A 12,789-nucleotide genomic window follows, 5' to 3' on the forward strand; every position below is an offset into this window, starting at 1 on the left:
ACATCGGTCAGTTGAGACAGCCGCTGGCGCTCCTGCTGCACCGTCGCCAACACCTGCGTGCGGCGCTGCTGGTACTCGCGCAGCTGACGGCGCCAGCCTTCCAGCGGCTGGTAGGGCGTGAGTGATACCACCATCGCCATCTGCGCCAGCACACGCGCATCCAATGTGTCGGTCTTGGCCAGTTGGCCGATGGCCTTGGCAAAGTCACGCGCTTGGCGAGGGTTCACACGCGCCACCGGCAGGCCGGCCGCATGCAGCGCATCCAGCGCTGCCAGTTCGTAGCCGCCCGTGGCTTCCAGTACCACCTGGTGCAGCTCCATGTGTCCCAGCCAGCTGCGCAGCTGGCGCAGACCTGCCGCCGTGTTGGGGAAGCGCCGCTCGCCTTTGCAGCCATGCACATGCACATCCAACCACTGCTTGCTGACATCGATACCTACGCCGTATGCCATGGAAAAACTCCGCTATGCTCGAAGGGTCGAGAGCTCTCCTGGGCTGCCCAGCCTGATCGTTACGAGTGCCAACTCCAGCAACTGTTCGGGCGTTTGCCAGGAGATCCCGGCGTGGCGACCTCGCTCTCCCGCGGTTGTTTAGACCTGTGGGTTATCGGTCGACCACGCCGGCTCTCGACACCTAATCTGGCAGATCGCCAAGAGATAAGGGGTTGGGGTGAGGGTACGGGCGAAGCCGCGTCGTGCTGAGCGAACGTGTCGACGGCCATGGAACAAGCAGCGCCCCACAGCAAGCCAACCTGCTTCACATCGCTCAACAGCCTGCACCACAACGCTGTGCCACAACGGCAACCTGCCATGTCCGGCGCGCGCTGCACCACCCTGGGGCGCTGCGTTAGACTGTCGCCCCTCTGCGGCCCGCTAGGCCGCCCTGCATGGATTGTCATACACGCATGAGCTGGCTCAGCAAATTGATGCCCTCCGGCATCCGCACCGAGAACACCCCGGCCAAGAAGCGCAGCGTCCCCGAGGGGCTGTGGGAAAAGTGCAGCAACTGCGGTAGCGCGCTGTACGGCCCGGAGCTCGAAGAAAACCTCGAGGTGTGCCCGAAGTGCGACCACCACATGGCGATCCGCGCCCGCGCGCGCCTGAACTCGCTGTTCGACCCGGAGACCGCGACCACCGAAATCGCCGCCCAGCTCGGGCCGGTGGACGTGCTCAAGTTCAAGGACCAGAAGCGCTACGGAGAGCGCATCAAGGCCAGCCAGAAGGCCAGCGGCGAATACGACGCGCTGATCGCCATGCGCGGCACGCTCAAGGGCAACCCGCTGGTTGCCGCCGCATTCGACTTCGCCTTCATGGGCGGCTCGATGGGCTCGGTGGTCGGCGAGCGCTTTGCGCGCGCGGCCGAAGTGGCGCTGGAAGTGGGCTGCCCGTTCGTGTGCTTCTCCGCCAGCGGCGGGGCGCGCATGCAGGAAGGGCTGTTCTCGTTGATGCAGATGGCCAAGACCTCCGCGGCGCTCGGCCGCCTGCGCGAAGCCGGCCTGCCGTACATCTCGGTGCTGACCCATCCCACCACCGGTGGCGTCTCGGCCTCGTTCGCGATGCTGGGCGATATCAACATCGCCGAACCGCATGCGTTGATCGGCTTTGCCGGCCCGCGCGTGATCGAGCAGACCGTGCGCGAGACGTTGCCGGAAGGCTTCCAGCGCTCCGAGTTCCTGCTCGATCACGGCGCCATCGACCAGATCTGCGACCGCCGCGACATGCGCGACCGCATCGCCGATCTCACCGCGATGATGATGCGCCAGCCGCATCCGCAGGAGGCGGTGGCGTGAGGGTGATGGTGATGCTGGCGGGACCCGGGACCGGGGACCGGGGACCCGGGAAAAGCGCGGCCTGGCACAGACCGCTTCGCCGCTGCGTCTGCTCCTCCCGGATCCCGGGTCCCCGGTCCCCGGTCCCGGCTCCATGAGCGCTCGCAAATATTTCGGCACCGACGGCATTCGCGGTCGGGTCGGGCAGGGCGTGATTTCGGCCGATTTCGTGCTGCGCCTGGGCAATGCGCTCGGCCGCGTGCTCACCCAGGGCCGCAGCAAGCGCCCGTTGGTGCTGATCGGCAAGGACACCCGCATTTCCGGCTACATGTTCGAAGCGGCGCTGGAAGCCGGCCTGGTCGCCGCTGGTGCCGACGTGCAGCTGATCGGCCCGATGCCGACCCCGGCCATCGCGTTCCTGACCAACACACTGCGCGCCGACGCGGGCGTGGTCATCAGCGCTTCGCACAATCCGCATTACGACAACGGCATCAAGTTCTTCTCCGCCGAAGGCGAGAAGCTCGACGACGCCACGGAAGCGGCGATCGAAGCGGCACTGGACGAGCCATTCCATACCGTGGAATCCGAGCGTCTGGGCAAGGCCATCCGCACCCGCGATGCGATCGGCCGCTACATCGAATTCTGCAAGGCCAGCGTGGCGCGTGGCTTCACCCTGCACGGCCTGAAGATGGTACTGGACTGCGCGCACGGCGCCACTTATCACATTGCACCGATGCTGTTCCGTGAGCTGGGCGCCGAGGTGGTTGTCATCGGTGCCGCGCCGGATGGGCTCAACATCAATGCCGGCGTCGGCTCGACGCATATCGACAATCTCGCCGCCAAGGTGCGCGAGAGCGGTGCGCATCTGGGCATCGCCTTCGATGGCGACGGCGACCGCGTGCTGATGGCCGACGACCAGGGCAACCCGGTCGATGGCGACGATCTGCTGTATGTGCTTGCCCGCTCCTGGCAGGCCAGTGGCCGGCTCACCGGCACCGTGGTCGGCACCTTGATGACCAACTACGGCCTGGAACAGGCGCTGGCGTCGCTGAACATCCCGTTCCAGCGTGCCAAGGTCGGCGACCGCTACGTGCATCAGGCGCTGGTCGAAGGCCGCGGGACGCTGGGTGGCGAAACCTCCGGCCATCTGCTGTGCCTGGACCGCGCCACCACCGGCGATGGCATCGTCAGTGCGTTGCAGGTGCTCGAAGCGCTGAGCCGCGATGGCCACAGCCTGCGCCAGGCGCTCGGCAGCCTGAGCAAGGTGCCGCAGAAGACCGTCAACGTGCGCCTGGACGGCGGCGCGGCCAAGGCCATCGTGGAAGCGGCCAACGTGCAGCAGGCGTTGCAGCAGGCGCAAGCCGCTGTCCAGGGTCGCGGCCGCGCGTTTCTGCGCCCGTCCGGCACCGAGCCGGTGGTGCGCGTGACCGTGGAAGCCGACGACGCCGGCCTGATGCAGGACACACTCGACCGACTCTCAGGTGCGGTGCGTGACGCGGCGTGAGTCAATCGTCATTGGCGTCTGCGTGGTCATCGCCAAGGCTGCGACGTTCTACCTGTTGTATCGCCTGCTGATCTGAGCGGCGGGCTTTCTCTCGACCTTTTCGACTTCGACTGCAGACATCCGTATGAGCGCGCGCATCCCCACCCTGGACATCACCCGTTTCGACACCGACCGCGACGCCTTCGTCGCCGAGATCGGAGCGGCCTATCGGCAGTGGGGCTTTGCCGGCATCCGCAATCACGGCATCGCCCAGGCCGACATCGATGCCGCCTACGAGGTGTTCAAGGCGTTCTTCGCGTTGCCGGAAGAGGTCAAGCGCCGCTATCACGTGGAAGGCAGCGGCGGCGCGCGCGGCTACACCGCGTTCGGTGTGGAAACCGCCAAGGATTCCAAGCACTTCGACTTGAAGGAGTTCTGGCATATCGGTCGCGAGATCCCGGACGACTCGCCGTACCGTGCGGTGATGGCGCCGAATCTGTGGCCCAGCGAAGTGCCGGGTTTCCGCGAGCGCGGCTATCAGCTGTATCAGCAGCTCGATCAACTCGGTTCGCGCGTGCTGTCGGCGCTGGCGCTGCATATCGGCCTGCCGCAGGACTATTTCGTCGACAAGACCAACAACGGCAACTCGATCCTGCGGCCGATCCACTACCCGCCGATCACCAGCGACGACATCCCCAACGTGCGTGCCGGTGCGCATGGCGACATCAACTTCATCACCCTGCTGGTCGGCGCCAGTGCGGCCGGCCTGGAAGTGCGCTCCAACGACGGCGAGTGGGTGCCGTTCACGGCGGATGCCGACACCATCGTGGTCAATATCGGCGACATGCTGCAACGCCTCACCAACCACGTGTATCCGTCCACCATCCACCGCGTGGTCAATCCTCCGGGCGAGCAGGCGCGCCAGCCACGCTATTCGGTGCCGTTCTTCCTGCACCCCAATCCGGATTTCCTCATCGACGTGTTGCCGTCGTGTATCACCGCCGACAACCCCAGCCGTTATCCTGCGCCGATCACGGCGCATGGCTTCCTGGAAGAGCGCCTACGCGAGATCAAGCTGAAGTAATCCAGTGCGTAATGGGGCGCGTTGCGCGCAGCGAATAGCCGCGCTCGCAACAACGGTGGTGACGATTGCCACACAACCACTCATGAAATTCCGCTCGCGTCTGGTTAAAGCTTGCGTTCACTCGCGCCGATAACCCAGTCTGATCTCTAGCGCGACGTCGGACTCGCCTGGCGCCCGCTGCCGATTGCACGAGGTGGGGGCGCATACGGATGCGGTGGTTCAAACGAGTAAGTGTGACGTGCGTACTGCTGGCGTATGCAGCCGCAGGGCCAGTGACGGCCGCGTCGGTCGGCGTGACCGTCGCCGATGCCGGTGGCGTGCTGGTCGATGCGGTCGTGAGCCTGGAGCCGGCGCGGCCTGCTGCGCCGCCGGGTGCAGCCAAGACCGTGGAAATGGATCAGGTCAACTCGCAGTTCGTGCCTGCGGTGCTGGCGGTGCGCGCCGGCACCCTGGTGCGCTTTCCGAACAACGACCAGATCCGCCATCAGGTCTATTCGTTCTCTCCGGCCAAACGCTTCGAGTTGCCGCTGTTCCAAGGCACTACCGCGACGCCGGTCCGGTTCGATCAGGCTGGCCTGGTGACCGTGGGCTGCAATATCCACGACTGGATGCTCGGGTACATCGTGGTGCTGGAGACGCCGTATTTCGGCAAGAGCGGCAGCGATGGTCGCGCCCAGATCGAGGCGCCTGCGGGCAATTACACGCTGCGCGTCTGGCATCCGCGCATCAAGGGCGCCGCGAGCAGCGAGCCACTGGTGATCGCGCGCGATGCCGTGCAGCGCCGCGTCACCTTGCAGACCACTGGCGCCGCACCCGCCGTGGCACCGCCGGATGCGCGCGTGCGCGCGCTGCAGGACAAGTTCCGCAACGCCGACCCGAAAAAGCCGCGCCCATGAAGGCCATGCGCCTGCATACCCGCATCGCCGCCTTGCTGGTCCTGGTCGTGCTGGCCACCCAGGCGCTGACGTTCATTGCCGTGCAGCTGGCGACCGAACGCAGCGTCAAGGCGCAGCTTGGCGAAGATCTGGAGATCGGCGAGCGGGTCTGGCAACGCATCAACGTGCGTCGCGACGAACAGTTGCTGCAGTCGGCATCGGTACTGGCCGACGACTTCGGCTTCCGCGCCGCCGTGGCCAGTGGCGACGTGCCCACCATGCAATCGGCCTTGCGCAATCATGCCGCGCGCATGTCGGCACAGACTGCATTGCTGCTGTCGCCGGATGGCGAATTTTTGACCGGCCTGGCCGATCTGCCGCAGGCCGAACAATTGCGTGCGGTGCAGGCGTTGCTGCAACAGGCCCAGCGCGACGGACACGCAGTGGGGGTGGTGGCACTCGATCAGCACATCGTGCGGCTTGCGGTGGTGCAGGTGCTGGCGCCAAGCCGGGTCGGCTGGATCGCGATCGGCAACGAATCCGGCGATAGCCTGGCGCAGGATTTCCGCAGCACCACCGGGCTGGATGCCACCTTTTTTACCGACGGCCCACCAGTGCGCGTGCTGGCCTCCACCCTGGAGGCGCCGGCGCGCGCCGAGTTTGCGCAACAACTGCCCGCAGCCGAGAAAGTGCAGGCGGCATCGATCCCGTTGACGCTGGGCGAGTCGCGCTATCTGAGCAGGTTGCAATCGATCCAGGGCGACAGCCACGTGCGGGTGGCCTTGCAGGCATCGCTGGATCGCGCCGTTGCGCCGTATCGCATCCTCAAACTGCGCATCCTGCTGCTCGCCGGCCTGGCAACCGTGGCTGCGCTGGGCGTGGCGATCTTCTTGGCGCGCAGCGTGAGCAAGCCGGTCGCGCAACTGGTGCAGGCCGCACGGCGCATCCAGCGCGGCGATTACGGCACCGCGGTGCAGGTGCCGCCCGGCCGCGAACTGGCCGAGCTGGCCGACAGCTTCGGACGCATGCAGCACCAGATCGCCAGTCGCGAGCAGCACATCCTGCATCAGGCGCGGCACGACGCCTTGACCGGCTTGCCCAACCGCATCTGGTTACTGGAGCGGTTGAAGGAGGTGGTGGAACAGACCGTGGCCTCCGGCGGTACCGCCGCGGTGCTGATCCTGGATCTGGAGCGCTTCAAGGAACTCAACGACAGCCTGGGCCACGACTTTGCCGACCAGGTGCTGGTGGAAGCCGGGCGCCGGCTCGTCGATCTCGTACAAGAGCCCAACCTGGTCGGCCGGCTGGGCAGCGATGAATTCATGGTGGTCGTTGCCCAAGCCGATGCAGCCAGCGTGCAGCAGGATGCGCAGCGCCTGCTGCAGCAGCTGCGCCGCCCATTGGTATTGCCGCAGGCGCGCATCCAGCTCGAAGCCAGCATCGGCATCGCCTTGATTCCCGAGCATGGCGCCGACCCGGATACCTTGTTGCGCCGCGCCGATATCGCACGCAGGCAGGTTGGCACCACAACCACCATCGGTGCCAGCGTGTACCGCATGGGCCAGGACGAGCAGCATCTGCGGCGTCTGCGCCTCACCGGCGATCTGCGTCAGGCCATCGGCGGCAACGAGCTCACCTTGCGCTTCCAGCCCAAGATCTGTCTGCGCAGCGATCAGGTGGAACAGGTCGAAGTGCTGGTGCGCTGGCATCACCCGGTACTCGGGCCGATCGGCCCGGACGAATTCATCCCGCTCGCCGAACACTCCGGCGTGATCCATCCGCTCAGCCGGTACGTGCTGGATGAGGCGCTGCGCTGCCAGGCGCAGTGGCGCAAGCAGGGGCTGGAGCTGGGCATGGCGATCAACCTGTCTGCGCTCGATCTGTCCGACCCCGGCTTGCCCGACTTCGTGCGTGGCCGCCTGGAGCACCATGCCGTGCCGGCGCACTCGGTCACGCTGGAATTGACCGAAAGTGCCTTGATGCGCGATGTGGAATTTGCGCTGCATATGCTGCATCAGTTGCGCAGCGTGGGCGTGCGTTTGTCCATCGACGACTTCGGCACCGGCTATTCCTCGTTGGCCCAACTCAAGCGCATGCCGGTGAACGAATTGAAGATCGACAAGAGTTTCGTCATGCAGTTGGCCGAAGGCACCGACGATGCCTTTATCGTCCGCAGCACGATCGATCTGGGGCATAACCTGGGCCTGAGCGTGATCGCCGAAGGCGTGGAAAACACAACGGCACTGGCGCTGTTGCGCGGCTATGGCTGCGACATGGTGCAGGGCTATCTGTACTCGCCGCCACTGGAAGAAGCGCCGCTGGTGGCGTGGTGCATGCGCCAACTCGGCATGACCTCGACGGCACACGCAGGCGTGCAGCAATGAGCCCGGGTTGGCGTGTCGTATTGAGCGCTGCGGCAGTTGCTGGCGCGTTCGCGCCATTGCACGCAATGGCCGGCGACGGCCGTCTGCTCGCCACTGGCGGCGTCTCGATGATCGAAGGCAGCAGCGGCGGCGGCATCGTGCCGTGGGCCACGTTGTCCGGCTATGGCACGCGCGACGAACTCGGCACGATTGTCTTTGCCACGCATGTGGATAGCGGCGACTACCGGCTCGATGTGCAGGGCGCTGCGCTGACGGTGGGCAACCGGCTGGAGTTGTCGCTGGCCCGCCAGCGTCTGGACCTGGGCACGCTGCAGGATCGCCTGGCATTGCCGTGGAATGCGCTCGGCCAGGATGTCTTTGGCGCCAAGCTGCGCGTGTATGGCGACCTGGTCTACGGGCGCGGACCGCAGGTCAGTGTGGGCGTGCAATACAAACGCCTGCGCGACGGCAGCTTGCCGTTGGCGATCGGTGCGCGCGACGATCACGGTACCGACGTCTACATCAGTGCTAGCCGCTTGCTGCTGCAGGGCGCGGGCGGGTATCAACTGTTGCTCAACGGCACAGTGCGCGCCACGCGCGCCAACCAGACCGGCCTGCTCGGTTTCGGTGGCGACCGCCGCAACAGCTATCGTCTGGTTCCCGAAGTCAGCGCCGCCGTCGTGCTGTCGCCGTCCTGGGCGGTGGGTGTGGAATATCGGGGCAAACCGGACAACCTCGGCTTCGCGCGCGAGCAGGCGTGGGCAGATGCATTCGTTGCCTGGTTCCCCAGCAAGCACGTCTCGCTGACTGCTGCCTGGGCCGATCTTGGCGATATCGCCACGCTGACCGACCAGCGCGGCCCTTATCTCTCCCTGCAGGTGGCGTTCTGATGAACCGATGGCTGCGCTGGTCCTTGCTGTGCATGCTGGGCCTGACAGGCGCCTGCGCCACCACCCAGCCGCGCCAGACGCTATACGACGAACTGGGCGGGCAGGCCGGCATCGAAGCCCTGGTGGAAACCATGCTCTCGCGCATCGCCGACGACCAGCGCATCGTCGACACATTCGCACGCGTCAATATCGTCATGCTCAACGAGCGCCTGATACAGAAGTTTTGCCACATCGCCGACGGTCCCTGCCCGGACACCGTCAAATCGATGCAGCAGGCGCACGCGCAACTGTCCATCCGCGAAGGCGACTTCAACGCCCTGGTCGAAGATCTGAACTGGGCAATGGACCAGCGCAAGATTCCGCGTCGCACCCAGAACCGCTTGTTGGCACGGCTGGCCACGATGCACGGAGAGATCGTCAATCACTGAGTGGCATCAAACGAGTGCGGTGCTGCGCGTTGCCTGGCAATCATGGCCAACTCAACCGGGGTTGCCGAGGACGTATGACTCGGGGCGGGCATGAATCGGACTTTTAACGGAGTCGGCAGCGAAGGAATAAATGCCTGCCGTCAGGATCGCCGCGATCCCCAGTTGGACGACGAGTGCCCTTCTGCTGATTTGTTGAAAAGCCAATGCGCAATAAGCCAGGCAATAGAGGGGGAGAAAGAATCGAGTCTCGATTGCGCCAGGAATGATGGCAATGCAAGGCGCGAGCAAGGTCAAGGTGTGTAGCATCCTGGCACTCACTGACGCTTGGGATGACGCAAAAAAGATCGCCTTTCCCAACTGAGTGATGCCAAAGGTGACGATGATGAGAAAAAGGACCGAGCGTGGATTTTTATCGGCTGATGGTTGCTTTGTATAGACTTCTCCATCCCTGGCATCGAGCGCTGAGGCGATGTGGCGCAAATAGATTTGAGCGAAAGTGACTGGGTGGTTCGCCATCATCGCCAATATCTTCGTGAAAGACTGGTTGGCGATAAATCCGCCATTCTTCTGCAGTACCGCCGCGCCGCGCTTGTTGGCGTAAAAGGTCGGAGTTGCCTTTCCGGTGCCGGGGTCAATGTAGGTCTCATACCTGTCAACGACCATGCCCCAAGTCAGCTGCCTGGCAAAAAGTGATGCGCCGCGGACATCGGTCACCAAAAGCGGCGACACAGTGGCATGGTGTGTGTAGTTGATTGCCATCTGCGGCAAAGCGCTCAGCAGCGAGCCCGCTAAAAAGATCGTGAGCGCAGCAGCCCTGCGCTGAATGTCCTTGGCAAAAAACGTTGTGACAACGATAGCGAGGGCAATGAATGAAAACAGATAGATGGTTCTGATGTTGTATGTCAGATAGCAGATCGCTCCCGCTGCAAACAACCCATAGAATGACTTTGACCTGATCGACTTCACCGTGATGTACAGGGCCAGTGCCATCAATCCAAGTGATGGTGCATCGCTCAGGGGATAGGAAATCAACCCTGGGAATACTGATGCAATCAAGATCGATGGGATGAGTCTGCTTGCTGTAGAGAGCTTTGCGCCAAATATCGACCTGTAGAGATTCGGGATTAATATGGAAAATGCGTAGGCATATCCGATCGATTGCCCTATTTTTAGAAATAGTAGCCCTGCCGGCTGTGAGTGATCGAAGACAAGCCTGAAAGGGGTCAGCAGGAGCGGGTAGGCGTAGCCCCTGATTGTTTGCGGGAAGGTGCCGTCGATGATCGCTGAGCTTAGTGCCCAGTAAGCGCCAGCATCGCCTGTAAATTCCCTCGCATCAATGATCAGTTGGACTGTGAAAAAAATTGCTGCAGCAACAATGAATGGAAGTGCCTGTGAATCATTGCGTGTTGCCGCTGGTGCATGCACTGGTGCGGTGTCGAAACTGGTCATTGTTTTTGGTCTTGTCCTGGATGGTGATGTCACGCGGCGGCCTTCGGGCCGCGCACGTCGCTTCGGCATCTCTTACTTATGAGTTCTTCGTGCGCTTACTCCAGCGGTCGCACCCGATGCGAGCCGCGCGCCATCAGGCGTAATGCAAATGCATGCGGCAGCAGGCGCAGCGCTGCATTGACCAGCCGATAGCGCCAGCCCGGCACAGCCAGCACCTGGCCGCGTTCCAGTGCGGCGATTCCATAGTCGGCTACTGCGTCGGCCTGCAGCCAGGTCCAGGCGGGCAGGGTGGACATTGCCTCGCGCGTGCCGGTGACATCGTGGAATTCCGACCATGCAAAGCCGGGGCAAAGCGCGCAGACCTTGACGCCGCAATCGGCGTTTTCCAGCGCCAACGATTCGCTGAAGCGCAGCATGAAGCTCTTGCTGGCCGCATACAGGGTCTGCCCATCGGCGCTTGGCGTCAGCGCCGCGAACGACGCCACATTGAGAATACGTCCCTGGCCGCTGGCGCGGATCATCGGCAACAGCCGCCAGGTCAGCTCGCACACCGCGCCCACCATCACCTGCAGAAAGCGCGCATGCGTGGCCCAGTCGCTGTGCAGATAACGGCCCGGCACGCCGTAACCGGCGTTGTTGACCAGGGTGCCCACGGTCCAGTCATTGCGCTGGATCTGCGCCGCCAGCGCTGCGGCTGCGGAAGGGTCGGCCAGATCGGCCGGCAGCACTTCCACCCGCACCGCGCTGCGCAATTCCTCGGCCAATGCCTGCAGCCGGTCCACCCGGCGCGCGGTCAGGATCAGTGGCACGCCGCGTCTGGCGTAGGCCCGCGCAATCTCGCGGCCGATGCCGCTGGAAGCGCCGGTGATCAGCGCAAAGACAGGTGAAACGGACATGGCAGGTTCCTGTTTGGGAAGGAGTGGGACATGCGGCGGACAGAAGTGTGCCGGTTGCCGGCAGGGCATGGGCTATTCTGTCGGCTGTCTTCAACTCAGGAACCTGCGCCTGATGCGTCGAAAGATCGTAGCTGGAAATTGGAAGCTGCATGGCAGCCGCGCCTTCGCCACCGAACTGTTGGCCCAGGTCGCCGCGCACATGCCCCTGGAGGGTGTCGACGTCGTCATCCTGCCGCCACTGCCTTACCTCGGTGATCTGATCGAGGATTTCGAGGCACATCACCTGTCGTTCGGAGCCCAGGACGTCAGTAGCAATGAAAAGGGCGCCTATACCGGCGAGGTATCGGCCTCGATGCTGGTCGATGTCGGTGCCGGCTATGGGCTGGTCGGCCATTCCGAGCGCCGCCAGTATCACCACGAGAGCAGCGAGCTGGTGGCGCGCAAGTTCGCCGCCGCCATGCATGCCGGGCTGATTCCGGTGCTGTGCGTGGGCGAATCGCTGGAACAGCGTGAAGCCGGCCAGACTGAGGCAATCCTACGTGCCCAGCTCGAACCGGTCCTGGCGCTGGTTGGCAGTGACGGTTTCGCGGGCGCAGTGCTGGCCTACGAACCGATCTGGGCCATTGGCACCGGCCGCACCGCCAGCCCGGAGCAGGCCCAGGCCGTGCACGCCTTCCTGCGTGGCGAAGTCGCGAAGGCGGATGCTAGAATTGCCGATTCGTTGCCCATCCTGTACGGGGGCAGTGTCAAGCCCGATAACGCCGGCGAGCTGTTCGCGCAGCCCGATGTCGATGGCGGGCTGGTCGGAGGCGCATCACTGGTTGCCGAAGATTTCCTGGCCATCGCACGCGCGGCGGCTGCTTGCTAACCCATTAAGTTTTGTCCGGGGACGGATTTCGAAATGCTGATGTTGATCCTCAATGTGGTCTACGTGCTGGTCGCCCTGGCGATGATTGCGCTGATCCTGATGCAGCGTGGTGCAGGTGCGGCGGCCGGGTCCGGCTTCGGTGCCGGCGCCTCGGGCACCGTGTTCGGTTCGCAGGGTGCGTCGAACTTCCTGTCCAAGTCGACCAAATGGCTGGCCGTGGTGTTTTTCAGCATCAGTCTGTTCATGGCGTGGTACGCCACGCACGGCGCCCGTCCTACCGACCAGAACCTGGGCGTGATGTCGCAGGCGGCAACGCCGGCTCCGGCTGCTGCCGGCGAGCTGACCCAGCCGCTGCCGCAGGCTCCGGCTGCCGGTGGCGTTCCGACCGCTCCGTCGCATCCGGCTCCTGCCGCTGCACCGGTGCAGTCCGCACCGGCGCAGCCGGCGCCTGCGGCAAGCGAAGAAAACGCTTCAGAAGCAGCACAAAAACGCTGAAGCCGGTTACAATACGCTGCGCACTGGGATGCCCAGCGGCGCAACGTATGCCCAGGTGGCGGAATTGGTAGACGCACTACCTTGAGGTGGTAGCGACTTAGGTCGTAGGGGTTCGAGTCCCCTCTTGGGCACCATTGTTTGGCTGCAGTTCCTGCGCATTGCTTGTCGCGCGCGGGGCCTGTCCATACCCCAT

At 64.1% G+C, this 12,789-nt stretch carries 12 protein-coding genes and 1 tRNA gene; 10 read left to right on the forward strand and 3 right to left on the reverse strand.

Annotated elements, in window-relative coordinates; genetic code table 11:
• Positions 1 to 449 (reverse strand): IS110 family transposase (locus tag A7D16_RS14290; protein WP_153043145.1); only part of this gene is annotated, 449 nt, incomplete at its 3' end.
• A gap of 452 nt (positions 450 to 901) precedes the next feature.
• Between A7D16_RS14290 and accD the strand changes: the two genes are divergently transcribed.
• The 7 genes from accD to A7D16_RS14330 all read left to right on the forward strand — a co-directional run bounded on the left by accD (position 902) and on the right by A7D16_RS14330 (position 8,888).
• A complete protein-coding gene (gene accD, locus A7D16_RS14295; RefSeq protein WP_064633818.1) occupies positions 902 to 1,786 on the forward strand; it encodes an acetyl-CoA carboxylase, carboxyltransferase subunit beta in 885 nt (294 codons plus the stop codon).
• A 133-nt stretch (positions 1,787 to 1,919) separates the two neighbouring features.
• The gene (glmM, locus tag A7D16_RS14300) at positions 1,920 to 3,269 is read left to right on the forward strand and encodes a phosphoglucosamine mutase (RefSeq protein WP_064633820.1); all 1,350 of its coding nucleotides are present in this window, start codon (positions 1,920 to 1,922) and stop codon (positions 3,267 to 3,269) included.
• A gap of 124 nt (positions 3,270 to 3,393) precedes the next feature.
• Positions 3,394 to 4,332, forward strand: a complete 939-nt coding sequence (locus A7D16_RS14310) for an isopenicillin N synthase family dioxygenase (protein WP_064633822.1) — start codon at positions 3,394 to 3,396, stop codon at positions 4,330 to 4,332.
• Between the two features lie 209 nt (positions 4,333 to 4,541).
• A complete protein-coding gene (locus A7D16_RS14315) occupies positions 4,542 to 5,228 on the forward strand; it encodes a methylamine utilization protein (RefSeq protein WP_064633824.1) in 687 nt (228 codons plus the stop codon).
• Complete coding sequence (locus tag A7D16_RS14320) at positions 5,225 to 7,591, forward strand: putative bifunctional diguanylate cyclase/phosphodiesterase (protein WP_064633826.1); 2,367 nt, start codon at positions 5,225 to 5,227, stop codon at positions 7,589 to 7,591. Before A7D16_RS14315 ends, A7D16_RS14320 begins: the two co-directional genes overlap by 4 nt.
• Positions 7,588 to 8,460: a DUF3034 family protein gene (locus A7D16_RS14325; protein WP_064633828.1), complete on the forward strand. Its 873-nt coding sequence runs from the start codon at positions 7,588 to 7,590 to the stop codon at positions 8,458 to 8,460. Before A7D16_RS14320 ends, A7D16_RS14325 begins: the two co-directional genes overlap by 4 nt.
• Positions 8,460 to 8,888, forward strand: a complete 429-nt coding sequence (locus tag A7D16_RS14330; RefSeq protein WP_064633830.1) for a group I truncated hemoglobin — start codon at positions 8,460 to 8,462, stop codon at positions 8,886 to 8,888. The genes A7D16_RS14325 and A7D16_RS14330 overlap by 1 nt, the downstream gene beginning before the upstream one ends.
• A gap of 51 nt (positions 8,889 to 8,939) precedes the next feature.
• Here A7D16_RS14330 and A7D16_RS14335 read toward each other — a convergent pair whose 3' ends face one another.
• Both A7D16_RS14335 and A7D16_RS14340 read right to left on the reverse strand, forming a co-directional pair.
• Positions 8,940 to 10,337, reverse strand: coding sequence for a hypothetical protein (locus tag A7D16_RS14335; RefSeq protein WP_064633831.1), 1,398 nt, complete (start codon positions 10,335 to 10,337; stop codon positions 8,940 to 8,942).
• A 95-nt stretch (positions 10,338 to 10,432) separates the two neighbouring features.
• Positions 10,433 to 11,233 (reverse strand): SDR family NAD(P)-dependent oxidoreductase, encoded by an 801-nt coding sequence (locus A7D16_RS14340; protein ID WP_064633833.1) that lies wholly within the window; start codon positions 11,231 to 11,233, stop codon positions 10,433 to 10,435.
• Between the two features lie 112 nt (positions 11,234 to 11,345).
• Between A7D16_RS14340 and tpiA the strand changes: the two genes are divergently transcribed.
• The 3 genes from tpiA (at position 11,346) to A7D16_RS14355 (ending at position 12,730) form a co-directional block, all read left to right on the forward strand.
• Positions 11,346 to 12,101 carry a triose-phosphate isomerase gene (tpiA, locus tag A7D16_RS14345; protein WP_064633835.1) on the forward strand — a complete coding sequence of 252 codons (756 nt, stop codon included), beginning with the start codon at positions 11,346 to 11,348 and terminating at the stop codon, positions 12,099 to 12,101.
• 33 nt (positions 12,102 to 12,134) lie between these two features.
• Positions 12,135 to 12,596: a preprotein translocase subunit SecG gene (gene secG / locus A7D16_RS14350; RefSeq protein WP_064633837.1), complete on the forward strand. Its 462-nt coding sequence runs from the start codon at positions 12,135 to 12,137 to the stop codon at positions 12,594 to 12,596.
• A gap of 49 nt (positions 12,597 to 12,645) precedes the next feature.
• Positions 12,646 to 12,730, forward strand: a tRNA-Leu gene (locus A7D16_RS14355).
• Positions 12,731 to 12,789: the final 59 nt, after the last annotated feature.

Origin of the sequence: Xanthomonas nasturtii (genome assembly GCF_001660815.1) — a bacterium.
Classification (GTDB): Bacteria; Pseudomonadota; Gammaproteobacteria; order Xanthomonadales; family Xanthomonadaceae; genus Xanthomonas; species Xanthomonas nasturtii.